At 68.6% G+C, this 24,467-nt stretch carries 21 protein-coding genes; 6 read left to right on the top strand and 15 right to left on the bottom strand.

Annotated elements, in window-relative coordinates; translation table 11 throughout:
- Positions 1 to 69: 69 nt before the first annotated feature.
- On the bottom strand, positions 70 to 1,737 hold the full coding sequence (locus tag CFB50_RS16370; RefSeq protein ID WP_089446535.1) for a Na+/H+ antiporter: 1,668 nt from the start codon (positions 1,735 to 1,737) through the stop codon (positions 70 to 72).
- Positions 1,738 to 2,037: 300 nt separating this feature from the next.
- Between CFB50_RS16370 and CFB50_RS16365 the strand changes: the two genes are divergently transcribed.
- The 5 genes from CFB50_RS16365 (at position 2,038) to CFB50_RS16345 (ending at position 6,270) form a co-directional block, all read left to right on the top strand.
- Positions 2,038 to 3,324 (top strand): sensor domain-containing phosphodiesterase, encoded by a 1,287-nt coding sequence (locus CFB50_RS16365; RefSeq protein WP_089446534.1) that lies wholly within the window; start codon positions 2,038 to 2,040, stop codon positions 3,322 to 3,324.
- Between the two features lie 160 nt (positions 3,325 to 3,484).
- Positions 3,485 to 3,868, top strand: a complete 384-nt coding sequence (locus CFB50_RS16360; protein ID WP_089446533.1) for a hypothetical protein — start codon at positions 3,485 to 3,487, stop codon at positions 3,866 to 3,868.
- Entirely contained in the window at positions 3,865 to 4,269 is a 405-nt protein-coding gene (locus CFB50_RS16355; protein WP_089446532.1) for a hypothetical protein, read from the top strand. Before CFB50_RS16360 ends, CFB50_RS16355 begins: the two co-directional genes overlap by 4 nt.
- 109 nt (positions 4,270 to 4,378) lie before the next feature.
- The gene (locus tag CFB50_RS16350; protein ID WP_089446531.1) at positions 4,379 to 5,104 is read left to right on the top strand and encodes a copper homeostasis protein CutC; all 726 of its coding nucleotides are present in this window, start codon (positions 4,379 to 4,381) and stop codon (positions 5,102 to 5,104) included.
- A gap of 77 nt (positions 5,105 to 5,181) precedes the next feature.
- A complete protein-coding gene (locus tag CFB50_RS16345; RefSeq protein WP_089446530.1) occupies positions 5,182 to 6,270 on the top strand; it encodes a suppressor of fused domain protein in 1,089 nt (362 codons plus the stop codon).
- A 51-nt stretch (positions 6,271 to 6,321) separates the two neighbouring features.
- Here the strand turns inward: CFB50_RS16345 and bioB are convergent, their stop codons facing one another.
- The 9 genes from bioB to aceK form a co-directional block, all read right to left on the bottom strand.
- On the bottom strand, positions 6,322 to 7,341 hold the full coding sequence (bioB, locus tag CFB50_RS16340; RefSeq protein WP_069249002.1) for a biotin synthase BioB: 1,020 nt from the start codon (positions 7,339 to 7,341) through the stop codon (positions 6,322 to 6,324).
- Between the two features lie 55 nt (positions 7,342 to 7,396).
- Positions 7,397 to 8,116: a dethiobiotin synthase gene (gene bioD, locus CFB50_RS16335; protein ID WP_089446529.1), complete on the bottom strand. Its 720-nt coding sequence runs from the start codon at positions 8,114 to 8,116 to the stop codon at positions 7,397 to 7,399.
- Positions 8,113 to 9,525, bottom strand: coding sequence for an 8-amino-7-oxononanoate synthase (gene bioF, locus CFB50_RS16330; RefSeq protein WP_089446528.1), 1,413 nt, complete (start codon positions 9,523 to 9,525; stop codon positions 8,113 to 8,115). Before bioF ends, bioD begins: the two co-directional genes overlap by 4 nt.
- Complete coding sequence (gene bioA / locus CFB50_RS16325) at positions 9,522 to 10,868, bottom strand: adenosylmethionine--8-amino-7-oxononanoate transaminase (protein ID WP_089446527.1); 1,347 nt, start codon at positions 10,866 to 10,868, stop codon at positions 9,522 to 9,524. The genes bioF and bioA overlap by 4 nt, the downstream gene beginning before the upstream one ends.
- Before the next feature lie 508 nt (positions 10,869 to 11,376).
- Positions 11,377 to 12,651, bottom strand: coding sequence for a dienelactone hydrolase family protein (locus CFB50_RS16315; RefSeq protein ID WP_089446525.1), 1,275 nt, complete (start codon positions 12,649 to 12,651; stop codon positions 11,377 to 11,379).
- Positions 12,652 to 12,757: 106 nt separating this feature from the next.
- Positions 12,758 to 13,195: a YchJ family protein gene (locus tag CFB50_RS16310; RefSeq protein WP_089446524.1), complete on the bottom strand. Its 438-nt coding sequence runs from the start codon at positions 13,193 to 13,195 to the stop codon at positions 12,758 to 12,760.
- Between the two features lie 37 nt (positions 13,196 to 13,232).
- Positions 13,233 to 13,910 (bottom strand): SDR family oxidoreductase, encoded by a 678-nt coding sequence (locus tag CFB50_RS16305; protein WP_069248995.1) that lies wholly within the window; start codon positions 13,908 to 13,910, stop codon positions 13,233 to 13,235.
- Between the two features lie 111 nt (positions 13,911 to 14,021).
- Entirely contained in the window at positions 14,022 to 14,789 is a 768-nt protein-coding gene (gene can / locus CFB50_RS16300; protein ID WP_069248994.1) for a carbonate dehydratase, read from the bottom strand.
- 55 nt (positions 14,790 to 14,844) lie between these two features.
- A complete protein-coding gene (gene aceK, locus CFB50_RS16295; RefSeq protein WP_089446523.1) occupies positions 14,845 to 16,662 on the bottom strand; it encodes a bifunctional isocitrate dehydrogenase kinase/phosphatase in 1,818 nt (605 codons plus the stop codon).
- Positions 16,663 to 16,966: 304 nt separating this feature from the next.
- Between aceK and CFB50_RS16285 the strand changes: the two genes are divergently transcribed.
- On the top strand, positions 16,967 to 18,046 hold the full coding sequence (locus CFB50_RS16285) for an MBL fold metallo-hydrolase (protein ID WP_089446522.1): 1,080 nt from the start codon (positions 16,967 to 16,969) through the stop codon (positions 18,044 to 18,046).
- A 16-nt stretch (positions 18,047 to 18,062) separates the two neighbouring features.
- Here CFB50_RS16285 and CFB50_RS16280 read toward each other — a convergent pair whose 3' ends face one another.
- The 5 genes from CFB50_RS16280 to CFB50_RS16260 all read right to left on the bottom strand — a co-directional run bounded on the left by CFB50_RS16280 (position 18,063) and on the right by CFB50_RS16260 (position 24,371).
- Positions 18,063 to 19,706 carry an ABC-F family ATP-binding cassette domain-containing protein gene (locus CFB50_RS16280; protein WP_089446521.1) on the bottom strand — a complete coding sequence of 548 codons (1,644 nt, stop codon included), beginning with the start codon at positions 19,704 to 19,706 and terminating at the stop codon, positions 18,063 to 18,065.
- A 199-nt stretch (positions 19,707 to 19,905) separates the two neighbouring features.
- Positions 19,906 to 21,501 (bottom strand): ABC transporter substrate-binding protein, encoded by a 1,596-nt coding sequence (locus CFB50_RS16275; RefSeq protein WP_069248988.1) that lies wholly within the window; start codon positions 21,499 to 21,501, stop codon positions 19,906 to 19,908.
- 463 nt (positions 21,502 to 21,964) lie between these two features.
- Positions 21,965 to 22,738, bottom strand: coding sequence for an SDR family oxidoreductase (locus tag CFB50_RS16270; protein ID WP_089446520.1), 774 nt, complete (start codon positions 22,736 to 22,738; stop codon positions 21,965 to 21,967).
- A gap of 19 nt (positions 22,739 to 22,757) precedes the next feature.
- Positions 22,758 to 23,396: a thiol:disulfide interchange protein DsbA/DsbL gene (locus CFB50_RS16265; RefSeq protein ID WP_039346369.1), complete on the bottom strand. Its 639-nt coding sequence runs from the start codon at positions 23,394 to 23,396 to the stop codon at positions 22,758 to 22,760.
- A gap of 69 nt (positions 23,397 to 23,465) precedes the next feature.
- Positions 23,466 to 24,371, bottom strand: coding sequence for an SPOR domain-containing protein (locus CFB50_RS16260; RefSeq protein WP_089446519.1), 906 nt, complete (start codon positions 24,369 to 24,371; stop codon positions 23,466 to 23,468).
- Between the last annotated feature and the right edge of the window lie 96 nt (positions 24,372 to 24,467).

Genomic DNA, 24,467 nt, shown 5'->3' with positions numbered 1-24,467 from the left:
ACGGCGACGCGTGTGCGTCGCCGTTTTTTCTTGGGCCCCGGCTGCTGCGTACAGGCAGCGGCCGGCCCTTTAGAGAATGCCTTTCTTGCGCGTCGACAGCGCGGTTTCCGACAGGTCGATCTCGCGGAGCAGCTTCGTCAGCGTCTCGTCGGAAATCTTGCTCTCGCTGCGCAGCCGGTACAGCGCGGAGCGTTCCGCGCGCACGGCCGCGATCCGCATCTGCAGTTCCATCGTTTCGGCCTGCTTCGCTTCCGCGCGCGGCGTGGGGCCGTCCTCGGCGAGCGTCGCGAGGCGGCGGCGGTACTGGTCCATCACGCGTGCGGAGATGTCCGCGCAGCGTGCGGCGCCCGATTCGTCGAGATCGACCGAGATCGCGTCGTGCGACGTATCGATCGCGCGGATCGCGGCCTGCGCGGCGGCCGCGCGCGCGGCGCGTTCCTCGTCGCCGAGCGGGCTGCGCGACGAACGCACGCCGCGCAGCAGCAGCGGCAGGCCGATCACGGCGACGACGAGCGAGCCGAGGATCACGGCCGACGCGACGAAGATCGCCGTGTCGCGGCCCGGCAGCGGCACGCCGTCGGACAGCGCGACCGGAATCGACAGCACACCGGCGAGCGTGACCGCCCCGCGCACGCCGCCGACCGTCATCACCGCGATCGTGCGCACGCCGGCCATCGTGCCCGCGAGGCCCCGGCGCGCGGCGCGACGGCTGGCGAACCAGCGCAGCAGCCAGACCCACAGGAAGCGGATCGCATACAGCGCGAGCATCATCGCGCAGACGTTGAAGATCATCCGGCCGACGAGCGCGTCGCTCGTGTGGTGCGCGTCGACGAGCGTGCGGCCGATGATGTGCGGCAGCTGCAGCCCGAGCATGATGAACACCATGCCGTTGAACACGAACTCGATCATCGCCCACGTGCTTTCGGCGCGCACGCGCGACGCGACGGTGCTTTTGCGCGAGAAGCTCGTGTAGTTCATCATCATCCCGGCCGACACGGCCGCCAGCACACCCGACAGGTCGAGGTGCTCGGCGAACAGGTAGGCCGCGAACGGCACCAGCAGCGTCATCACGATGCCGGGGGCCGGATCGCCTTCCTGCTCGGCATTCAGGAAGCGCGTCGACAGCGCGCTGAACGCCCACGACACGATCGCGCCCGTCGCGAGCCCGCCGGCGGCGACGATCACGAACGTGACCGACGCGTCGCGCAGCGAGAACATGCCCGTCAGCGCGGCCGCGATCGCGAATTTCAGGGCGACGAGGCCGGACGCGTCGTTCATCAGCGCCTCGCCCTCGAGGATGTGCATCAGTTGCGGCGGGATCCGGCCCTTGCCGGCGATGCCCGACAGCGCGACCGCGTCGGTCGGCGACAGCACGGCCGCGAGCGCGAACGCGATCGGCAGCGGCAACTCGGGTATCAGCCAGTGCGCGAAGTAGCCCACTGCGAGTACCGTCATGAACACGAGCCCGAATGCGAGCATCAGGATCGCGCGGCGTTGCAAGTACAGTTCGCGCTTCGGAATCCGCCAGCCGTCCGCGAACAGCAGCGGCGGAATGAACAGCAGCATGAAGATTTCGGGATCGAACGTGACGTGCAGGTTCAGCTTCGGCCACGCGAGCATCGCGCCGAACGCGATCTGCATCAGCGGCAACGGTAGTTGGAAGGGCAGGTTGCGTGTGACGGCGCCGGACAGCGCGACGGTCAGCAGCAGGATCAGGACGGTGAAGACGATTTCCATCGATACGGCGAATACGGGGAATGAAACGATCGTACGGAGTGTAGCGTGCTGGCGTGACGGTTGCCTTCGAGCGACCGGTGCGCGTGCACGAAAACGGTGCGCGCCACCTGCGCCGGGATGGTGCGACAGCCCGGCGCGAGCCGTGCGGCACACGGGCCGTCGGCGCCTTGCACGGAGCTTGCTTGAGGTTCGGCAGCCGTCCGGCGTCGACCGGACAACCGAGGGTCCAACCATGACATTGCACGCGCCGCTCGCTTCGTCGGGCGCCGCGTTCGAAGGCAATACCAGGAGGAAGGCAGCATGACGATCGTGCAACAGGAGCGTCCGGCCGCCGCGTCGCCGTACCGGTTCGAGCGGGAGGTGAGTTCCGGCTTCGAACGTCTGGCGACGCAGCACCGCGACCTGACGCTCACGACCGTGTTCCAGCCGATTTTCAGCCTGTCGCACCAGCGCGCGGTGGGCTACGAGGCGCTGCTGCGCGCGCACGATGCGCTCGATCGCGCCGTGTCGCCGCTCGACGTGTTCGGCGAAGCCGCGCGCCAGGGCGAACTGCTGCAGCTCGACCGGCTCGCGCAGGCGCTGCATCTCGAGAACTTCGCGCTGCTCGGCGCCGAGCGCGAGTGGCTGTTCCTCAACGTGCATCCGGGCGTGCTCACCGACCCGTTCCAGGCGGCCGCGCTGCTCGCGAACCTGAAGCGGCTCGGCATGCCGCCGCGCCGCATCGTGCTCGAAGTGCTCGAACAGCGTGCGGAAGACGTCGAGCGGCTTGCCGAGGCCGTGCGCGAATTCCGCACGCATGGCTTCCTGATCGCGCTCGACGATTTCGGCGCGGGTCACTCGAACCTCGAGCGGATCTGGCAACTGAATCCGGACATCGTGAAGCTCGACCGCATCATGCTGTCGCACGCGGCGCACCGCACGGGGCTCACCGCGATCCTGCACGGGCTGGTGACGCTGCTGCACGAGGCTGGCAAGCTGGTGCTCGTCGAGGGCATCGAGACCGAGCACGAGGCGCAGATCGCGTTGTCGTGCGAGGCCGATTTCGTGCAGGGCTACTACTTCGGCCGGCCGGCGCCGGGGCTGCCGGACAGCGCGGCCGCGACGGGCTGCATCGGCGAGCTGACCGAGCGCTTTCGCCAACAGACCGAAGCGCGCGAGCGGCGCGATGCGCAGCGGCTCGCGCCGTACCTCCGTGCGTTCGAACGGGCGGCCGAGCGTCTCGCGGCCGGCGAGCCGCTCGACGAGGTGTGCTGGAACTTCCTCGCGCTCGACGCGGCCGCGCGCTGCTTCCTGCTCGACGCGCACGGCCGCCAGTCGGGCCGCAACGTCGTGCTGCGCGCCGACCGCGCGCTCGCCGAGGCGCGCTTCTCGCCGCTGGCGGACGCGCAGGGCGCGAACTGGCTGCGTCGGCCGTATTTCCGCTCGGCGATCGCCGAGCCGGGGCGCGTGCAGGTCACGCGGCCGTACCTGTCGATCAACGAGGCGCAGCCGTGCGTGACGCTGTCGGTGGCGGTGCGCGTCGGCGATGCGCAGCGCGTGCTGTGCGGCGATATCGACTGGGCCGACGACGAGGCCGAAGCCGCGTAGCGACGCACGGCCTGCATGCGGCGATCGGTGGCGCGGCGCGCGGGGGCGGTCGTTGCGTTCGCCGCGCGCTTCCCCGACAATGGCGCGACCGCGGCCGTCGTGACCGCGAGCGCGCCGTCCCGGGGGCCACCATGGCGGCGAATATAAAAAGGAAAACACCATGAAACGACCGATTTCGCTGACCATCCTCGCGTGGATCATCATCGTGACCAACGCGATCACGTGCGTCTATACGCCATTCTCGATCGGCATGCCGACCACCCAGGCGCTGCTGTCGCACTACCTGCTGCCGGTCTGGGCGACGTTCGGCATCAGCATGATCCTCGAAGTCGTGAACGTCGTGATCGGCATCGCGATCCTGAAGGGCCGCGAGTGGTCGCGCAAGGCCTACATCGTGACGTTCGTGATCGGCATTGCGTTCTCGTTCGTCAACATGCCGGCGTCGATGCTCGCGGTGCTGATCCCCGGCGTCCTGCTGTTCGCGGTGTTCGTCTACCTGCTGTTCCGGCGCCCCGCGACCGCGTATTTCCAGGCAAACGCATGAGCGTCGTGCGTAACGCGCTGGCGATCGTGCTGTTCTCGATCGCCGGCTTCTGCGTGATCGCCGCGCAGATGGCGGCGTTCATGGAAGTCGGCCACGCGGGCGCGACCACCATATTCGTCGCCGTGCTGTTCGCGGTGTCGGCCGTGCTGCTCGCCGCGGGCGCGTTTGCCGGCGCATTCCGGCCGCGTGCGCGCGGCGCGGGCATCGTGCTGCTCGTCGCGGCCGCGACCACCGCGCTCGGGATGGTGGGCTGGGGGATGCTCGTGCTCACACCGGCGATCGTCGACGTGATGCAGCAGCAGGGCGCGTACTTCAACGCGCGCATGTTCCGCTTCGTGCCCGGCACCGGCGTGACGGCGTTGTCCGCGCTCGTCGGCGTCTGGCTCATGCGGCGCGGCTGACGTCCCCGGCTGAAGTGCGCGGCTGAAGTACGCGGCGGCCGGCACGCTGGCGTCCGTCACGCGGCTCGGCTAGGATGCGCGAATTGTCCTGACGATTCGCGGGCCGCCCATGAACCGAAACGCCGCTTCCTCCGTTCTCCTCGAAGTGATCGCCACGACCGTTGGCGATGCGAAGGCCGCCGCCCGCGCGGGCGCCGACCGCCTTGAACTCGTGACCGCGATCACCGAAGGCGGGCTGACGCCGAGCGTCGGCCTGATCGAAGCCGTCGTGGCCGCCGTGCCGATTCCCGTCAACGTGATCGTGCGGCCGCACAGCCGGTCGTTCGTCTATGACGCCGACGATCTCCGCGTGATCGAACGCGACGTGCGTGCAGCCGTCGCGGCCGGGGCGAACGGCGTCGTGTTCGGCGCGCTCGACGCACGCGGCGACGTCGATCTCGACGCACTGGCCCGCATCGCGGCCGCGGCGGACGGCCGCGCGCTGACCTTCCATCGCGCGTTCGACGTGTCGCGCGACCTCAACGCCGCCTTCGACGCGCTGCTGCGCGTGCCGGCCGTCACGTCGGTGCTGACGTCGGGCGGCCATCCGTCGGTGCTCGACGCGGTCGCGACGATCACGCGGCTGGTGCGGCAGGCGGCGGGCTCGACCTGCACGGTGCTGGCCGGCTCGGGGCTCACCGTCGACGCGGTCGGCGATTTCGTCCGCGCGACCGGCGTGCGCGCGGTGCATTTTGGATCGGGCGTACGGCCGCGCGGCGAGGTGCTGGCGCCGGTCGATCAACCACTCGTCGAGCGCGTGCGCGCGGCGATCGACGGCGCGGCGGCACACGTGTGATGTACACGGCGGCCTGCAGGCCGCCGCCGCGCGCACCGACACCACACACCGGGACACCAACGGGAAGAGAGGGCCGCATGACGGACGCATCACACGACACGCAGGACAGCGCCGACGACGACAGCGCGCCGGGCTGGGACGCGATCGACGGCGCGCTCGCGCGCGTCTATCCGGGCCAGGAGCCGAAGCACTACGGCACGCTGCTCAAGTGGCGGCTCGGCGGCCGCGATCCGCTCGACGGCATCAGCGTGTGGAAGCGCGCGGAACCCGTACCGCACTGGCATTTCGTCACGTACGGGCTCTCCGAGCTGTATGCGAAGGAGTCGGACGATCCGGCCGTCAGCGGCTTCGGCTTCGAGCTGACGATGCGCGTCGCCTGCGGCGCCACCGACGAAGAGCCGCCGAACTGGGTGTTCAGCTTTCTGCAGAATCTTGCGCGCTACGTGTTCCAGAGCGGCAACGCGTTCGACGACGGTCACTGGATGACGGCCAACGGCCCGATCGCGCTTGATACCGATACGAAGCTCTGCTCGATGGGTTTCGTGTTCGATCCGGAGCTGCCGGCGATCGATACGCCGCACGGCCACCTGGCGTTCCTGCAGATCGTCGGGCTGACGCTCGACGAGGAGCGCGCCGCGAAGCGCTGGCGCACGCGCGCACTGCTCGACACGCTGCTGCCGCATATGCCGCTGTGGGTGACCGATCTCGGCCGCGCGTCGCTGCTCGAGCGCGCGGACGTGCGCGCGCAGGTCGACGAAGGTACCCGGCGCGACGGCTCGTCGAGCGGCTCGCTGTTCACGGACGTGCTTGGATGGGAAACGCGCAAGCGGTTGCTGCGCGCGCCGGTGATCGAGATCACCGTCGGCGCACGGCAGGTCGACGAACTCGTCACGCTGCTGCCGCTGCGGTTGCCGTTCGACCGGCCGTTCCGTCTGGTCGGTCACGACGGCGCGGTGCGGTTCGTGCACGGTGACGCGAACGACGTGACCGACGAGGACGGCACGCTGACGCTGCGGCTTACCGATGCGACCGTGCAGGCGCTGGCGCGCACGCTGCAGCCGCGCGCCGGCGAGTATGCGGTCGACGGGCTCGACGGCGTGCGCTGGCGGGTCGAGAAGACCGTGATCCGCGATGCGCAGGGCAACGCGGTACAGACGATCGGGTGAAAAAAAGCCGGGACATGCCCCGGCTTTTTCGTGGGTACGCGGTGCTGCCGCTTACGCGTTCGCCGTCATCGCGTCCGCATCGCTCGAACGGATCCCGAGGCGCTCGAACAGCGCACGGTCCTTCTGCGACTGCGGGTTGCTCGTCGTCAGCAGCTGGTCGCCGTAGAACATCGAGTTCGCGCCGGCGAGGAAGCACATCGCCTGCAGGCCGTCGTCGAGCTGCTCGCGGCCGGCCGACAGGCGCACCACGGCCTTCGGCATCGTGATCCGCGCCACGGCGATCGTGCGCACGAATTCGAACGGGTCGAGCGGTGCGGTGCCTTCGAGCGGCGTGCCTTCGATCGCGACGAGGTTGTTGATCGGCACCGAATCCGGATACGGGTTCAGGTTCGCGAGCTGCGAGATCAGGCCCGCGCGTTCGCGACGCGATTCACCCATGCCGATGATGCCGCCGCAGCACACGTTGATGCCCGCGTCACGCACGCGGTCGAGCGTGTCGAGGCGATCCTGGTAGGTGCGCGTCGAGATCACCTGGCCGTAGAACTCCGGCGACGTGTCGAGGTTGTGGTTGTAGTAGTCGAGGCCCGCGCTCGCGAGTTCCTGCGCCTGCTCGTCTTCCAGCATGCCGAGCGTCATGCAGGTCTCGAGGCCGAGCTCCTTCACGCCGCGCACCATCTCGGTCAGCGCCGGCATGTGGCGCTCCTTCGGGTTGCGCCACGCGGCGCCCATGCAGAAGCGGCTCGCGCCGTTCGCCTTCGCCGCGCGTGCGGCGTCGAGCACCGCGTCGACGTCCATCAGCTTCTCGGCCTTCAGGCCCGTGTCGTGGTGCGACGACTGCGAGCAGTAGCCGCAGTCTTCCTCGCAGCCGCCCGTCTTGATCGACAGCAGCGTCGACAGCTGCACCGCGTTCGCGTCGAAGTGCTCGCGGTGCACCTGCTGCGCGCGGAAGAGCAGGTCGTTGAACGGCAGCTCGAACAGCGCGACGACGTCGGCGACGCGCCAGCGCTGCGAGACCGGAGCGGCCACGGGAATCGCGTCGGGTTGCACGGTGGTGGTCTGGGCTTGAGTCATGTCGTTTTCCTGTCCTGGTCGGGGATGAGGGATCGGGGGATCTGTTTCGGTTGGGTCAATGCTGCGCGGTGCGCAGCGTCTCGACGAGCGCGGCGATGTCGAGCATCGCCGCGGCGGATTCGGGGGCGGCCGGGTTCAGGTGCGGAATGCGGCCGAGCAGCGGTGCGCCGTGCTCGCGCGCGAGCCAGTCGCGCATCGTCGCGATGTTCTCGTCGGGGAACGACATCGCCGGGTCGACGTGGTTCGCAACCCAGCCGGCGAGCTTGAGGCCGCGCGCGGCGATCGCGTCGGCGGTCAGCAGCGCGTGGTTGATGCAGCCGAGCCGCACGCCGACCACGAGCACGACCGGCGCGCCGAGCGCGACGGCGAGATCGGCCATGTCCTGCGTGTCGTTCATCGGCACGCGGAAGCCGCCGGCGCCTTCGACGACGACGATCTCCGCGCGCGTCAGCGCTTCGCGATGGCATGCGACGATCGTGTCGATGTCGAGCGTCACGCCTTCCTGCGCGGCGACGATATGCGGCGCGGCCGGCGCCTTCAGCAGGAACGGCGTGCGCAGCTCGGGCGGCAGCACGACGTTCGCGGCCGCGTCGAGCTGGTCGGCGTCCTCGTTGCGCCATACGCCGTCACGTTCATACGCGCCGGCCGCGACGGGTTTCAGTGCGGCCGCGCGCAGGCCATGTCGCGCGAAGCCGTGCAGCAGCGCGGCCGACACAAAGGTCTTGCCGATTTCGGTGTCGGTGCCGGTAACGAACAGCGAGAGCGGGGCGGTCATGCCGCAGTCTCCCGCCGGGCCGCCCCAAGGGAGGCTGCAGCCCCCTCGGGGGGCAGCGAACGAAGTGAGCGTGGGGGCTGCTCTGCCTCCCGCCGGGCCGCCCCAAGGAGGGCTGCAGCCCCCTCGGGGGGAGCCGTGCATGGGACCGAAGTAAGCGTTGAAGCGCCAACTCCGGTCGACAGCGAATGAAGTGAGCGTGGGGGCTGTTCTGTCTCCTGCACGGCCTGCGCCTCGCTGGCTTCGATCAGCGCGGCTTCGAGGCGCGCAAGATCGTCGAACGAATGCGCGGCCGACAGCGACACACGCAGCCGCGACGTGCCGACGGGTACCGTCGGCGGCCGGATCGCGGGCACCCACAGGCCGTGCGCGTCGAGCGCGCGCATCGCCGTGAGCGTCGCGTCGTTGCTGCCGATCACGAGCGGCTGCACGGCCGTGTGCGAATCGACCGGCTGCCAGCGCGTGTTGCGCAGCAGCGCGCGCGTGCGGTCGATCAGCGCGGCGAGATGCGCGCGTCGCGCGTCGCCTTCGTCGCCCGCGATCACCTTCAGGCTGGCCGATACCGCGTGCGCGACGGCCGGCGGCGCGGCCGTCGTGAAGATATAGCTGCGCGCGCGCTGGATCATCCATTCGATCACGGTCTCGTGCGCGATCACGAACGCACCCGCGACGCCGGCGGCCTTGCCGAGCGTGCCGACGTACACGAGATGCGGCGAGCGCAGCGCGGCGGCCGCGAGCGCGCCGCGCCCCTGCGGGCCGAGCACGCCGAAGCCGTGCGCATCGTCGACGACGAGCCACGCGCCGTGGCGTTCGGCCAGCGCGACGAGTGCGGCGAGCGGCGCGATGTCGCCATCCATGCTGAACACCGTGTCGCTGACGATCAGCTTCGTTTCGGCATCCGATGCGTCGAGCAACGCGGCGAGCGCGGCCGTGTCCGCATGCGGATAGACCTGGACGTTCGCGCGCGACAGCCGCATGCCGTCGATCAGCGACGCGTGGTTCAGCGCGTCGGAGAAGATCGTCGCGCCCTTGGCCGTCAGCGCCGTCATCGCGGCGAGGTTCGCCATGTAGCCGGTGCTGAAGTACAGCGCGCGCGGCGCGTCGGAGAAGCCGCCCGAGAAGGCCGCGAGTTCTTCTTCGAGCGTCGCGTGCGCACGCGAATGGCCGCCGAGCAGGTGCGAGCCGCCGCTGCCGGAGCCGTAGCGCTGCGCGCCTTCGGCGAACGCGGCGACGAGCGCCGGATGCGCGGCGAGGCCGAGATAGTCGTTGCTCGCGAAGCCGACGATCTCGCGGCCGTCGACGGTCATGCGCGCATCGCACGCGGTGTCGGCGGTGCGGCGCACGCGGCGCAGCCCTTGCGCGTCGAGTTCGGCGAGGCCGCGCTGCAGGGTATTGAGCAGGAGGTTCGTCATCCGGCGATCTCCGCGAGCGTTGCATCGAGCGTGTCGCGCGTGCTTTGCGCGAGCCACGCGATGTCGTCGTCGCTCATCACGTACGGCGGCATCAGGTACACGGTCGTGCCGATCGGGCGCAGCAGCAGCTCGCGTTCCAGTGCGCGTTCGAAGAAGCGACGCGAGAAGCCGCGTGCCGCGTCGCCGTCGAGCGCGACGTCGAACGCGAACAGCGTGCCGCGCTCGCGCAGGTGCCGTACCTGCGGGTGCGCATCGAGCGGCGCGAGCGCCGCGCGCATCGTCGCCGATTTGCGCGCATTGGCCGCGAGCACGTCGTCGCGCTCGAACAGGTCGAGCGTCGCGACCGCCGCGCGGCACGCGAGCGGGTTGCCGGTGTACGAATGCGAGTGCAGGAAGCCGCGCGTCGTGTCGTCGTCGTAGAACGCGGCGAACACGTCGTCGCGCGTGAGCACGAGCGACAGCGGCAGGTAGCCGCCGCTGATGCCTTTCGACAGGCACAGGAAATCGGGCCAGACGCCGGCCTGCTCGCACGCGAAGAAGGTGCCGGTGCGGCCGCAGCCGACCGCGATCTCGTCGGCGATCAGGTGCACGCCGAATTCGTCGCACAGCGCGCGCAGCCCGCGGACGTACGACGGATCGTGCATCGCCATGCCGGCCGCGCACTGCACGAGCGGCTCGACGATCAGCGCGGCGATCCGGTCGCCGCGTTCGACGAACAGGCGCCGCACGTCCGCGAGCGCGCGGCCCGCGACGTCGGCGGCCGTTTCGCCCGGCAGCGCGCCTCGTGCATCGGGCGACGCGACCACGTGTGCGTGGCGGATCAGCGGGTCGTACGCGTCCTTGAACAGCGCGACGTCGGTCACGCCGAGCGCGCCGATCGTCTCGCCGTGATAGCTGTTCGCGATGCAGACGAATTCCTGCTTGTTCGCGCGGCCGCGGTTGCGCCACGCGTGGAAGCTCATCTTCAGCGCGATCTCGACGGCCGACGCGCCGTCCGACGCGAAGAACGCATGGCCGAGCGTGCGCTGGGTGAGCGCGTGCAGCCGCTCCGCGAGCTCGATCGCGGGCTCGTGCGTGCAACCGGCGAGCATTGCGTGCTCGAGCGTGTCGAGCTGGTCCTTCAGCGCCGCGTTGATGTCCGGGTTCGCATGGCCGAACAGGTTGACCCACCACGAGCTGACCGCATCGAAGTAGCGGCGGCCGTCACGGTCGTACAACCACAGGCCCGCGCCGCGCGCGACGGGGATCAGCGGCAGGCGCTCGTGATGCTTCATCTGGGTGCAGGGATGCCAGACCGCGCGCAGGCTGCGCGCGACCCAGTCGTCGGTGGCTGGCGTACTCAAGGCGGCTCCGGGGGGATAAAACGGCCGCGCGGCATCGACGGGATGCCGCGCGGCGAGATACGAATCGCGCTGAGATTAGCGTGTTCCGCGAGCCGTTGCACTACCGGTTACAAACACCGCAAAGCCTTGCCGGGCGGGAGTTCGGCGCAGATCGGGGCGGCTCGGGACGGTACGGTTCAGATGTCCCGAAATGACCGCAGATGACGACGTTCGAGTGAGACCCCCCAACCGAAAAAAATCCTGGGCCGGATGGTGCGGCGGGGCGAAAAAACGGGGTGCGAAGGGGGAGTCGGTGGTGCGGAATGATGCGGCCGCAGCTGATCGGCACGCGCTTGATGGCGAGCGGTGACGAGGAGAATTCGGGCGCGGGGTTGCGAGACGGCGCATTCCTGTCGACATGCGTTGCGTGCCGCATGTGCGACGTCCGTCGCGAACGCCGCACGCGCGCGAAGCCACGAAAGGGAGGAGGGGGAGGAAAACAAAAAGCGGCGGCGAGTGCCGCCGCTGGTCAGCGCGAAGCCAGCGCCGGCGTGCCGGTGTCGCGTGCGTTGCTGTCGTCGTTGCCGGCAGTCTGCGTTCCGCCGTTCCACACGACCCGGTCGTTGACCGCATACAGCCGGCACGAACCTGCGCCTTGCTTCGAGCAGTTGTCGAGCGCGAGCGCCATCGGATCGTCGCCGCCTTCGGCCCACGACCACGCGCCTTCCGACGACACCGCGAACGCGCGGCTCGGATGCTGGTTCAGGAAGCGGCGATAGCCTTCACGGCCGGCATCGTCGACATACGGCACCGCGTTGACCGAGTCGATCGACGCATAGCCGCTCGCCTTCGGCTCGTGCGGGTTCGCGACCGCATAGCGCACCGACGTCGGCAGGTTCAACTGCGCGAGGAATGCGTTGACCGCCGGCCACCACACGGGCACGCCGTCGCGATCGACGATCAGCCGGTGCGCGTCGTCCTTGTAGCGGCCGAAATCGATGAACTGGGCCTGCGTGCCGTGCGAAACGTACGCGTCGTGCATCTGCGCGACGAGCCCGGGCGTCCACACGGAATCGTTGTCGCCGTACAGCCACAGCGACCGCACGGCCGTGTGCGCGCCGTACTGGTCGAACGCGTCGACGAGGTTTTTCTGCCAGCCGTCGCAGAGATCCTGGCGCAGCCCGCCGGAGAAGTTGATGATGCCGCGCACGCCCGGTGCGGCTTCGGTGCCGTACGCGACCGATACGAGGCCGCCGTGCGACGTGCCGGCGACGACGATGCGCGACGCATCGACGTACGACTGGTGCGACATGTAGCGCACCGTCGCGTCGACGTCGGCTGCCTGCGCGAGGCCGTTCTTGCCGACGTTGCAGCCTTCCTGCTGGTACGAACCGTCCGACCCCGCGAAGCCCTGGCGGTTCGGCGCGATCACCGCATAGCCGCGGCGCACGAATTCGCGCGCGAACGCGAGCGGCCGGCTGCGCGGCTGCTGATGGAGATCGCCGGTGTTCTTGCCGTGGTTGAAGACGACGAGCGGGAACGGGCCGGGCCCGTTCGGCTTGAAGAGCGTGGCCTCGAGCGTGACGGTGCCCGAGGCGTCGGCCGGAATGCGGAGGATCTGCTCGTTCAGGTCGGCGGCGACCTGCGGCAGGTTCGAATCGGCGTAGTCGAAGCGCTCGGCATGGGCGAGCGACCCGCTGGCGCCGGCACCTGACCCCGTATTGGCGCTCGGCAGCGTACCGGCCTGAGCGGCCGACAGCGCACACGCCGCCATCCATCCCACCAATACCTTGCTGAACGCCATTCGTAAGCCCTGCCATGCAACATGACCAATTCGAGGTCATCGTAGCCGGACAAAATGGGGTTGTGCAATGCGGGAATTACCCGGCGTCTGACACAGCAACTATTTGTCAGCGTTCACTGACTTCGCCGTCGACGTAGCGCCAGAAACCCTGTTCGTCGCGCTCGAAACGGCTCGTCTCGTGGAGCCGGTAAGCGCGTCCGCCGACCTTGTAGCGGGCCACGAACTCGACCTCCGCGTGCCGCTCGTCGAGCGGCGCGTGGCGTTTGACCGCGAGCCCGAGCCAGCGTGGTGCGTCGGGGGCTTCGGGGTCGGTGTCGAGATCGGGCGGGCAGGTGCGCGCGGCCCAGGTCGCGCGCAGGTAGTCGGTCGCGCCGAGCACGTATGCGCTGTACCGCGAGCGCATCAACTCGAGTGCGGTCGGCGCGGCTTCGCCGCCGTCGATGAAGCGGCCGCAGCAGGCCGCATAGCGGGGCGCCGGGGCTTTGCCGGCGGGAGCGGGGGACGCGCCGCCGCACGGGCACGCGTCAGGTCGGTTCATAATCATGCGAAACGTGAATTAACGACACAAAGTTGTCGGCGGCCTACCAGCTTAGCTCGATACCGTCGTACTGGAAGAAACGACCGTTTGCCTGCGACACGTCCGCGGCGGATTCGGCGATCACACGGCGCATGCCGGTCACGCTGGTTTCCGGATCGATCGCGGCCTGCGCGCCGCCCATGTCGGTGCGCACCCAGCCGGGGTGGAGCGAAATGCACGCGGCGTGGCGCGTCTGCAGCGACGCGATGCGCAGCGCGTCGTTCAGCGCGGCCTTGCTCGCGCGGTACAGCCAGCCGGTCGTGCCGGTCGCCTCGGCGATGCTGCCCATCCGGCTCGACACGACGGCCAGCACGCCGCGCGCGTCCTCGACGAGCGGCAGCACGATCGGCAGCAATTGCATCGGCCCGCGCACGTTCGTATGCATCACCGCGTCGAAATCCTCGGCGGTGACCGTCTCGACCCCCTCGGTGCGCGGCCCGTACACGCCCGACACCAGCACGGCCGCATCGAGCCGCTCGCCGTCGAGCTTCCAGCCGAGCGCCGCGATCTGCTCGGGCTGCGTGATGTCGAGCGCATGGGCCTGCGCGCCGAGCGCGCGCAGTGCGTCGAGCGACGCGTCGTCGCGCGCGGTGGCGATCACGTTCCAGCCGTCGCGCCGGTATTGGCGGACGAATTCGCGGCCGAGGCCGCGCGATGCACCGACGATCAATGCGGTTTTCATGCCCGTCGCTCCTTTGCTTGGCGCCGCCGTGGCGGCAGCGCCGGTGTCAGATCCGTTCGATGGGTGGCACGGCTGCGCGCCTGCGTAGCGACCGCCGCGCAGGCCGTGGCGTTACTTCGCGTCGTCGCACGGCTTCAGCGTGGCGGCGACTGCCTGCGCGATGCCTTCGAGCCGCGCGGCATCCGCCGCGATCATGTCGTTGTCCGGGGCGTGCTCGCCGCCGGCGACGAGCGCGGCCACGCAGCGCTTGTAGGTCTCGTCGAGCGCTTCGAAGTTCGACACGGCCATCCCGAGGTTGCGCATCCGGCCGTCGTGCACGCCGTACACGAGCCCGTGCACGGTGAGCGACTGGCCGCGCGCCCACGCGTCGTTGACGATCGTCGTGCGGCACACGTTGACCACCTGCTCGATCGCGTTCAGCTCGATCAGGCGGCGATAGCGCGCTTCGCCCACCGGCCATGCGTCGAGCAGCGCCGTGTGGCGTTCGCGCACGTCCTGCACGTGATGCAGCCAGTTGTCGGCGAGGCCGACGCGGCGATTGAGCAGGGCGGCGTTCACGCCCGAGCAGCCGTAGTGGCCGACGACCATGATGTGCTTCACGCGCAGGATGTCGACCGCGAACTGGATCACCGACAGGCAGTTCAGGTCGCTGTGCACGACCACGTTCGCGATATTGCGGTGGACGAACACTTCGCCCGGCGGCAGCCCGATGATCTCGTTCGCGGGCACGCGCGAATCCGAGCAGCCGATCCACAGATACTCCGGCGCCTGCTGGTGGGCCAGACGCGCGAAGAATTGCGGGTCGTCCTCGAGCTTTTGCTTGACCCAGGCGTCGTTGTTGTCGAACAGGTGTGAAAGCGGATTGTCTTGGGGGTTCATCGGTGTGGATTCCGTTGGCGGAAATCGGGCCGCAATCGGTGCGGTGCAGCGGGCGTCAGGCGGCGCGCTGCGCGTCGCCTGCGCCCTCGTTCTGGTCCGTCGCGCCGAAGCGCGCGGGGTAGCGCACGCAAAAGCGCAGCGCGGTGTCGTACGGATAAAAGTCGGGCAATTCGCCCTGGATCAGCTTGTCCTTGCTGGCCTGCCACAGCGCGGGATCGAAAAAGTCCGCGTGATGCTTCATGAAGACGTCGCGCACGCGCGGGTCGCCGAGCAGGAACGGCCCGTAGGTCTCCGGAAAGATGTCGTGCGGGCCGACGGTATACCACGGTTCGCCGGACAGCTCGTCTTCCTCGTTGCGCGGCGCCGGCACGCGGCGCACGTTGCAGTCGGTCAGGTACTCGATCTCGTCGTAGTCGTAGAACACGACGCGGCCGTGGCGCGTGACGCCGAAGTTCTTGTACAGCATGTCGCCGGGGAAGATGTTCGCCTTCATCAGTTCCTTCACCGCGTTGCCGTACTCCTTCACGCCGTGCTCGACGTCGGTATCGGAGCCGTTCTGCAGATAAAGGTTGAGCGGCGTCATCCGGCGCTCGATGTACAGGTGCTCGATCACGAGATTGCCGTCCTCGTATTCGAGCAGCGACGGCACTTCCTTTTCCAGCTCGCGCACGAGCGCGTGGTCGAGCCGCGCGAGCGGCAGCGCGACGCTCGAATACTCGAGTGTGTCGGCCATCCGCCCGAGGCGGTCGTGGCGCTTCACGAGCTGGTACTTCTCCATGATCTGCGCGCGCGTCGTTTCCTTCGGCGGCGGGAACTGATCCTTGATGATCTTGAACACGTACGGGAACGACGGCAGCGTGAACACGAGCATCACGAGGCCCTTGATCCCGGGCGCGATGATGAAGCGGTCGCTCGAATGCGACAGATGGTGCAGCAGGTCGCGATAGAACAGGTTCTTGCCCTGCTTCTGCAGGCCGACCGACGTGTAGATCTCCGCCTTCGGCTTGCCGGGCATGATCGTGCACAGGAAGTCGACGTACGCGGACGGCACGCCCATGTCGACGAGGAAATACGAGTGCGAGAAGCCGAAGATGATCATCAGCTGGTCGCGGCGCAGCAGCACGGTGTCGAGCGCGAGCACGCCCGGGCGCACGTGGCGGATCGGCACCGCGAACGGCAGCACGCGGTCGGCGTTGATGATGCGGCCGACGATATACGCGCTCTTGTTGCGGAAGAACAGCGACGACAGCACGTGGATCTGGAAATTCGGCGCTTCGTCGAAATGGCCGAATTCGTCGTGGATCGCGTCCATCACGCATGCGATGTCGCGCGGGAGATCGTCGAACGCCGGCTCGAGCTGGAAGTTCGTGACGATCCGCTCGAGCGTGGCCGCGAGCCCGTCGGTGCCCGGATAGTACGCGCGGTAGGTCGGCTTCGCGGCCGGCTCGTCGTTCTCCAGATACTCGGTCGAGATCGCCGGGCGCACGAAGATGAAATCGTTGCTGAAGTACGAGCGGTGCAGGATCTTGCAGCACACCGAATTGAAGAAGGTCTCCGCGCACTCGGGCTGGCAGTGCGACGTGAGCAGGCCGATGTAGTGCAGCTTGATCTGCTGCCACACTTCGTCGTCGATGTTCTCCGCGTCGTATTCGTCTTCCAGCACTTCGACGCATTCCTTCACGCGATCGTCGTACGACGTGATCCGCTCGCGCGCGAGCCGCTGCAGCCCGTGCCAGTCGCCGCGCTCGAACAGCGTCTTCGCCTCGACGGCCGCTTCGCGGAAGATCCGGTAGTGGCGGTCGAAGTTTTCGAGCATCGTCTGCGCGACGTCGAAACCGATCTGCGAGGACAGCAGTTTGGGGAAGTGATTCATCGCGTGCAGGCTCGTTCGGGAGGGGCTGTAAGCACTCGCCATTTTAGCGCCCAAGCGGGCGGTTCAAGGGCTTTGCGGCGAGGCGCGGCCGGCCGGCAGGCGGCGGGTTGCCCGCCGTTGGGTGCCGTTCGGTGCATCTTCGCGTAAAGATACGGGTACGGAACCGATTCTGGCACGAACTTTTTTTGACGGGCGGCAAGCCGCCGGACACGCGTTCCGCGGGACGGCGATAGAATCGGCGGAACGCCCGCCGCGGCCTGCCGCCGGCGCGCAATCGCACCGATAACGACGAGACGCCCCACCGATGAACGCACTGGAACACCAACTCGACTATCCCTTCGCCGACACGCTGCCCGCCGCGGGCGACACGTTCGAGGTCGCACCCGGCGTGCGCTGGCTGCGCATGCCGCTGCCGTTCTCGCTCGATCACATCAACCTCTGGCTGCTGCGCGACGAGATCGACGGGCAGGCCGGCTGGACGATCGTCGATTGCGGGATCTCGTCGGAGGCGATCCGCACGCACTGGGAGCAGATCTTCGATACGCATCTCGACGGCCTGCCCGTGCTGCGCGTGCTCGTCACGCACTGCCATCCCGATCACTTCGGCCTCGCGAACTGGCTGTGCGAAGGCGGCGACAAGGGCCGCTGGAACGTGCGGTTGTGGATGACGCTCGGCGAGTACATGTTCGGCTGCCTGATGGCGGCCGGCAACGGCTCGAACGCGGGCGGCGCGGCCGCCGCCGATCACTTCGCGCGCCATGGGCTGACGGATCCGGCCGCGCTCGACAAGCTGCGCAACCGTCGCAACTACTACTCGGATCTCGTGCCGGCCGTGCCGCCGCGCTACCGGCGCCTGCGCGAAGGCGATGCGGTGACGATCGGCGCGCGCACGTGGCGCGTCGTGACCGGCTTCGGCCATTCGCCTGAACATTGCGCGCTGCACAGCGAAGCGGACGGCGTGCTGATCTCCGGCGACATGGTGCTGCCGCGCATCTCGACGAACGTGTCCGTGTTCGACCTCGAGCCGGAAGCGAATCCGCTCGCGCTGTACCTGCAGTCGCTCGGCCGCTACGAGACGATGGCGCCCGAGACGCTGGTACTGCCGTCGCACGGCAAGCCGTTCCGCGGCGTGCGCACGCGCATCACGCAGCTGCGCGAACACCACGACGCGCGCCTGGCCGAAGTGCGCGTCGCGTGCGCGGAAAAGCCGATGAGCGCAGCCGACATCGTGCCGATCATGTTCCGCCGCCGCGAGCTCGACATCCACCAGATGACGTTCGCGCTCGGCGAGGCGCTCGCGCACCTGAACCTGCTGTGGCTCGCGGGCGAACTCGTGCGCGAGCAGGGCGACGACGGCGTGCTGCGGTTCCGCACCGCCGGCTGACACCCCTGCGTTCTCCTCATGCGACGGGTTCGTAGCGCCACCCGTCGCGATGCCATTGCATCGTGTGCGTCGGGTCGAGCGCCGCGAGAAACGCGGTGTCGTGCGACGCGACCACGATCGCGCCGGGGAAGCCGGCCAGTGCGGCTTCGATCGCCCGCACCGATTCGAGATCGAGGTGATTGGTCGGCTCGTCGAGCAGCAGCAGTTGCGCGGGCGTGCCGCGCCACAACGCGCACGCGAGCGCGGCCTTCAGCCGTTCGCCGCCGCTCAGCTGCCGTGCCGGCTGCGTCGCGCGCGCCGCGTCGAGCTGCAGCAGCGCGAGCCGGCTGCGCAGGTCGCCTTCGGCGAGCGGCGTATCGAGCAGCCCCAGTTGCTCGACGATCGAGCGATCGGGATCGAGCAGCGCGAGCCGCTGGTCGAGATACGCGGCGCTTACGTGCGTCGTGCACGCGCCTGAACGCGGCGAAAGCTCGCCCGCGAGCATGCGCAGCAACGTCGATTTGCCGCAGCCGTTCGGGCCGGTCAATGCGATGCGCACCGGGCCGCTCGCCGACCACGTGATTGCGTCGGCAGCGCCGGCGATGCGCCACGGTAGTCGTGCGCGTTCGAACGTGAACAGCTGGCGGCGCGCGCTGACCTCGGTGCCCGGCAGCGATACGAGCACGGGCGCATCGGCTTCGACGCGCGCGGCTGCTTCCTGTACCCGTTCGTCGAGTGTCGCCTTGAATTCGTTCTGGTGGCGCCGCACCGTGCCCATGATGCTGCGCGCCGCACCCTTGCGACTCTGTGTTGCCATCGACGACAGGTTGGCTGTCTTCGCGTCGCGCAGCGACCCGGCCGCGTGACGCTGGATCGTGTCGTGTTCCTGTTCGAGCCTGCGCCTGACGCGTCCGCGTTCGGCACGCGCGTTGTCGAGCGCGGACTGCGCGGCATCCTGTTCCGCGTCACGCTGCGCGCGGTAGAGCGCGTAGTTGCCGCCATACGCGCGCACGCCTTGTGGCGTCAGCTCGACGATCCGTTGCACGCCGGCGAGCAGCGCACGGTCGTGGCTCACGATGACGAGGCCGCCGCGCCAGCCGTCGAGCGCCGCGCGCAGCCACGCGCGGCCGGGCGCGTCGAGGTGGTTGGTCGGTTCGTCGAGCACGAGCAGGCCCGCGCCGGACAGCAGCGCGCCGATCAGCGCGACGCGCGCGAGCTGCCCGCCGCTCAGTGCCTGCGCGGGCGTGTCCGGTTGCACGTCGTGCAGGCCGGCTGCGTCGAGCGCGGTGCGCAGCCGCTCCGCGAGATCCCAGCGATCGCCGATCAGGTCGAAGTCGTGCGGTTCCGCGCGGCCGTCGGCGAGACGCGCGAGCGCGCCGAGCGGTGCATCGAGCGCGGCGATTTGCGCGACGGTTCGCGGGCCGGTCGCGACGTCGTCGTCGTGCTGCTGCGCGACGTAGACGACTGGCGTGTTCCGGGTGATCGTCCCCGAACTCGGCGCGCAGCGGCCCGCGATCAATTGCGCGAGCTGGCTCTTGCCGATGCCGTTGCGGCCGACGAGGCCGGTCGGCGTGCGATCGATGGAAAGGTCGAGCGAATCGAACAGCGTGAAGCCGTCGTCGAAGCGGAAGGAAACGTGATGAAGCGCGACGAGCGCGCCGGTGGGCGTGGCAGCAGCCATAAGCACCTCCGAAAATGCGTGAAGACCTTCGCGCGCGGCGTGCGTGGCACGGCGGCGAAAACATTTCGGGAAGGCTTAGTTGTTCACTTTGGCTGGCGTCCGGTATGAGGAATAGGCGCGCAGTGTAGCAAGCGCGGCGCGCGGGCCGCAAGCGACGGCCCGACGCACCGTCGCTTGCGCGCCACGCGCGAGGGTCGCGTTACTGCACGGCGACGGACGTGAAGTTCTGCCGTCCGAACGGGCTCACGTGATAGCCGCTCACGTTCGTACGCGTGAGCGCGGCCGCGGTCGGGTAGCCGAGCGGAATCCACAGCGCCTGGTCGTGGATGATCTTCTGCGCGGCTTCGTACAGCTTCGCGCGCTTGGCCTGGTCGGCGGTCGACTTGCCGTCGGCGATCAGCTTGTCGAGCTGCGTGTCGCAGAAGCGCGCGAAGTTGATGCCCGACTTCACCGCATTGCAGCTGAACAGCGGCGACAGGTAGTTGTCCGGATCGCCGTTGTCGCCGGCCCAGCCCATGAACAGCATGTCATGCTGGCCGAGCTTCGCCTGCTTGATCAGCTCACCCCATTCGATCACCTTGACCTCGGCCTTCACGCCGATCTTCGCGAGGTCGGCCTGCAACAGCTCCGCGCCGACCTTCGGGTTCGGGTTCAGCACGCTGCCGGTCGGGCGCGTCCAGATCGTCGTCGAGAAGCCGTTCGGGAAGCCGGCCTGCGCAAGCAGCTGCTTCGCCTTCGCGGGATCGTACGCATACGGCGCGACGTCCTTCGCGTAGCTCCACGTGTTCGGCGGATACGGGTTGTTCGCGGCCGTCGCGGTGTTGTCGAACACGACCTTCAGGTAGGTCGCGCGGTCGAACGCGAGGTTCAGCGCTTCGCGCACCTTGTCGTTGTCGAGCGGCTTCTTCTGCGTGTTCAGTGCAACGAACGCGGTCATGAATGCAGGCGTCTGCGCGACCTTCAGCGCGCTTTCGCCCTTCGCGGCGAGCACGTCCTGCGGCTTCGGCGACAGCGCGATCTGGCATTCACCGGCCTTCACCTTCTGCAGGCGCACCGACGGATCGGGCGTGATCGCGTAGATCAGCCGGTCGACCTTCGGCTTCGTGCCCCAGTAGGTCGGGTTCACGTCGTAGCGGATCAGCGCGTCCTTCGTGTAGCTCTTCAGCACGAACGGGCCGGTGCCGACCGGCTTCGCATTCAGGTCGGCCTGCTTGCCGGCCTTCAGCAACTGGTCCGCGTATTCGGCCGAGTAGATCGACGCGAAGCCCATCGTCAGGATCGGCACGAACGTCGCGTTCGGCTCGTTCAGCACGAACTTCACGGTGCTGTCGTCGACCTTCGTGACCGACTTCACGAGCTTCACGAGGCCCATCGACTGCGCGTGCGGGAAGCCGCTCGCGCCGGCCACCTTGTGCCACGGGTTCGCATCGTCGAGCATCCGCGAGAACGTGAACACGACGTCGTCCGCGTCGAGCGCGCGGGTCGGCTTGAAATAGTCGGTGGTCTGGAACGCAACGTTCGGGCGCAGGTGGAACGTGTACGTGAGGCCGTCGGCGCTCGCGTCCCATTTGTCGGCGAGCGCGGGCACGACTTTCTTCGCGGCTTCGTCGTACGACACGAGCGTGTTGAAGATCACGTCGGCCGAGGCGTTGGTCGTGACGAGCGAGTTGTACTGCACGACGTCGAAGCCGTCCGGGCTCGATTCGGTGCACACGGTGAGCGGCTTGGCGGCGGCGAGGCCGGGGGCGGCGAGGGCGGCGGCGAGCGTGGCCGCGGCGAACAGCTTGACCTGCATAGGATCTCCCACGTGGCTTGTGTTTTTTGCTGGGTGACGGGATGCGGGCGCGGCCCGGAAGCGGACAGGGCCGGCGCGGCTGGCGAATAGCATACCGTCAAAGCGCGCGACGCGTGAAAAAAGGCGCCTGAACGCGGCGAATTGACCGAAAAACGGCTGCGTTCGCGACGGAACGGGTGTTGGGGCGGCGAGTGGCGCGAAGGAGGCTGCGGGCGGAAGAGCGCTGGGACCGGGGAGGCGGGACGGCAGCGCGTCGGGGACGGCGCGGGCGTGCGGTGAATCCAAGCGTCGAAGCCGCCAGGCGTCGGTGTGGAGAGGCGGTGATGCGGAGAGCGGGAGAGACGGAGAGACGGAGAGACGGAGAGACGGAGAGACGGAGAGACGGAGAGACGGAGAGACGGAGAGACGGAGAGACGGAGAGACGGCCCGCGAAGCTTCACGCGGGCCGGCGCTCACCGGGGCGTCAGTGCGCGCCCGCCTTCGGCTTGCGCGGCGCCTTCTCGAACAGGCGGTCGTACAGCCAGCGCGGCAGCACGTGCAGCACCTTCGCGACGACGCCCATCTGCCACGGAATCACGCGGAACGCGTGCTGCCGCGCGATCGCCTGGGCCGCACGCGCCGCGAAGCGGTCGGCGTCCATCAGGAACGGCATCCGGTACGGGTTGTGCGCGGTCATCGGCGTGCGGATGTAGCCGGGCGCGATCGTCACGACGCCGACGCCGGCCGGCCGCAGTTCGACGCGCAGCGCCTCGAGGTATTTGATCGCGGCCGATTTCGACGCGCTGTATGCACCGGAACCGGGCAACCCGCGCACGCCGGCCACGCTCGCGACACCGACCAGCGTGCCGTGGCGCGTGGCCGTCATCGGGCCGACGAACGGCTCGAACGTCGCGACCATCCCGTAGTAATTGATGTCCATCACGTCGCGGAACGTCGCGAGATCGCCCTGGCCCGTGACGGCGCCCTGGCTGATGCCTGCGTTCGCGATCACGACGTCGGGGCAGCCGTGCGTCGCGATGAACGACGTGGCGGCCGCCGCGAGCGCATCGGCGTCGCGCACGTCGGCGGAATAGACGGAGATGGACAGCGTCGGGAAGCGCCGCGCGAACGCATCGAGGGCATCGGTGCGGCGCGCGACGAGTGCGAGCGTGGCGCCCTGGCGGGCGTATTCCTCGGCCATCGCGAGGCCGAGGCCGCTCGATGCGCCGGTGATGAAGACCTTCAGCGGAGTAGTCATGCCGGCGCGCGGGCGGGGATCAGAGCTTCTTGTCCTGAACCTGCTTCACGAGGAAGTCGAGCACCTGGGCGGTACCCGGGATGCTGTTCGTGTAAGCGGGGCCCGTCTTGTACTTGCCCTGGATGACGACCGTCGGTACCCCGTCGATCGCGTAGTCCTTCAGCAGCTTGGCCGACTGGTTCACTTCGCCCTGCACGCTGAACGAGTTGTACGCGTCCGTGAACTTCTTCTTGTCGACGCCTTGCGTGGCCAGGAAGTCGGCCTGCGCCTGCGGCGTCAGCAGGTAGTTCTTCTGCTTGTGGATCGCGTTGAAGATCGCCGGCGTGACCTTCTCGGAGATGCCGAGCGCGGACACCGCGTAGAACAGCTTCGAATGCGGGACGAAATCGTCACGGAATGCGACCGGGACACGCTTGAAGTCGATGTTGTTGCCTTGCTTCTTCACCCAGGCCTCGATCGTCGGCTCGAATTCGTAGCAGTGCGGGCAGCCGTACCAGAAGAACTCGATCACCTCGACCTTGCCGGCCGGTGCGGACACCGGCTGCGGCGACTTCATCACCTCGAAGTCCTTGCCGGCGACCGGCGCGGCGGGCGAAGCCTGCGCGAGGCCGGCGGCCAGGCCCAGGGACAGAAGGAGCGTGCTAAGCAGTTTTTTCATGTTGTGAACGTCGAATCAGTTGCTCGGGTTACGGGACGTAACGGGTTCTGAGTGGGCTCGGCCGGTTGCTTACTGCTTCGTGAAACGGATCACCGCCGTGTCGACACCTGCATCGGACAGGCGCTGGCGGGCCGAGTTCATATCCTCGAACTTCGAGAACGGGCCGACGCGCACGCGGAAATACGTCACGCCGCTGACATCGCGCTTCGACACCTTCGACTCGAAGCCCTGGAAGCCGAGGCGCGCGCGCTGTTGCTCGGCGTCGCCTTCCGTCTTGTACGCACCTACCTGCAGGAAGTAGCCGGTATTCGCGTCGTTCGCGGTCGGCGGCTTCGCTGCCGCGGCGGCCGTGGCCGACGAGTTCGGCTTCGGCGTGTTCGCGGCCAGTTGCTGCTGTTGCTGCTTTTGCGCGGCGGCTTGCTGCGCCTGCTTCTGCGCGGCGAAGCGGGCGAGGTCGTCCTCGCCGCCTTGCTGCTGTTGCTGCTGCGCTTGCTGCGTCTTCTTCGGCGGCGGCGTGGTGTCGGCCGGCTTCGGCGCGACGGCGACGCCGTTACTCGACGACGTATTGTTCGACGCGGTCGTGTTGTTCGAGCTGCCGGTGTTGTTCGAGCCGCTCGACCCGTTGGCCTGCGGCGGCACTTCGACGATCTGCGGTTCGGGCAGCAGGCCGCCCTGGGTCTGGTTCGCGGCCTGGCCGGGCGCGGTGTTCGGCGGTGCAGGCTGCGCGGCCTGCGGCACCGGCTGGCCCGGCGTCTTGCCCTGCAGCGCGCGGTTCGGATCGAACTGCTGCGGCTGGCTCGCGCCGTTGTCGGCCGGCGGCGGCGCGACCTTCGACACGAACGGCGACGGGGAACGCGTGATGTAGAGCGCCACCACCACGGCGATCGCGAGGCCGACGATCAGGCCCAGCACGATTCCAAGAAATGTCCCTCCGGCTTGTTTCGATTGCTTCGAAGTTCGGCGTGGTTGTGCCATTGCTTGAGTCACCTGCAAAAAGAATCGTGAAAAGGCTGCGACGGGCACCCGGCGGCGGGCACCCGGCGGCGGGCATCCGACGGCGGGCGCTCCAGC

The organism is Burkholderia sp. AU33423 (assembly GCF_002223135.1).
GTDB classification, from domain to species: domain Bacteria; phylum Pseudomonadota; class Gammaproteobacteria; order Burkholderiales; family Burkholderiaceae; genus Burkholderia; species Burkholderia lata_D.
Note: the sequence above shows the minus strand (reverse complement) of the source record. Positions and strands in the feature narration are given on the sequence as shown.

Coding starts and splice junctions, on each gene's coding strand:
- CFB50_RS16365 (WP_089446534.1), top strand. CDS start 2,038: ATGACGATCGTGCAACAGGAGCGTCCGGCCGCCGCGTCGCCGTACCGG.
- CFB50_RS16260 (WP_089446519.1), bottom strand. CDS start 24,371: ATGGCACAACCACGCCGAACTTCGAAGCAATCGAAACAAGCCGGAGGG.
- bioD (WP_089446529.1), bottom strand. CDS start 8,116: ATGACCGCCCCGCTCTCGCTGTTCGTTACCGGCACCGACACCGAAATC.
- CFB50_RS16345 (WP_089446530.1), top strand. CDS start 5,182: ATGACGGACGCATCACACGACACGCAGGACAGCGCCGACGACGACAGC.
- CFB50_RS16285 (WP_089446522.1), top strand. CDS start 16,967: ATGAACGCACTGGAACACCAACTCGACTATCCCTTCGCCGACACGCTG.
- CFB50_RS16350 (WP_089446531.1), top strand. CDS start 4,379: ATGAACCGAAACGCCGCTTCCTCCGTTCTCCTCGAAGTGATCGCCACG.
- CFB50_RS16275 (WP_069248988.1), bottom strand. CDS start 21,501: ATGCAGGTCAAGCTGTTCGCCGCGGCCACGCTCGCCGCCGCCCTCGCC.
- bioB (WP_069249002.1), bottom strand. CDS start 7,341: ATGACTCAAGCCCAGACCACCACCGTGCAACCCGACGCGATTCCCGTG.
- can (WP_069248994.1), bottom strand. CDS start 14,789: ATGAACCCCCAAGACAATCCGCTTTCACACCTGTTCGACAACAACGAC.
- aceK (WP_089446523.1), bottom strand. CDS start 16,662: ATGAATCACTTCCCCAAACTGCTGTCCTCGCAGATCGGTTTCGACGTC.
- CFB50_RS16265 (WP_039346369.1), bottom strand. CDS start 23,396: ATGAAAAAACTGCTTAGCACGCTCCTTCTGTCCCTGGGCCTGGCCGCC.
- CFB50_RS16305 (WP_069248995.1), bottom strand. CDS start 13,910: ATGAAAACCGCATTGATCGTCGGTGCATCGCGCGGCCTCGGCCGCGAA.
- CFB50_RS16370 (WP_089446535.1), bottom strand. CDS start 1,737: ATGGAAATCGTCTTCACCGTCCTGATCCTGCTGCTGACCGTCGCGCTG.
- CFB50_RS16315 (WP_089446525.1), bottom strand. CDS start 12,651: ATGGCGTTCAGCAAGGTATTGGTGGGATGGATGGCGGCGTGTGCGCTG.
- CFB50_RS16355 (WP_089446532.1), top strand. CDS start 3,865: ATGAGCGTCGTGCGTAACGCGCTGGCGATCGTGCTGTTCTCGATCGCC.
- CFB50_RS16360 (WP_089446533.1), top strand. CDS start 3,485: ATGAAACGACCGATTTCGCTGACCATCCTCGCGTGGATCATCATCGTG.
- CFB50_RS16280 (WP_089446521.1), bottom strand. CDS start 19,706: ATGGCTGCTGCCACGCCCACCGGCGCGCTCGTCGCGCTTCATCACGTT.
- CFB50_RS16310 (WP_089446524.1), bottom strand. CDS start 13,195: ATGATTATGAACCGACCTGACGCGTGCCCGTGCGGCGGCGCGTCCCCC.
- CFB50_RS16270 (WP_089446520.1), bottom strand. CDS start 22,738: ATGACTACTCCGCTGAAGGTCTTCATCACCGGCGCATCGAGCGGCCTC.
- bioF (WP_089446528.1), bottom strand. CDS start 9,525: ATGACGAACCTCCTGCTCAATACCCTGCAGCGCGGCCTCGCCGAACTC.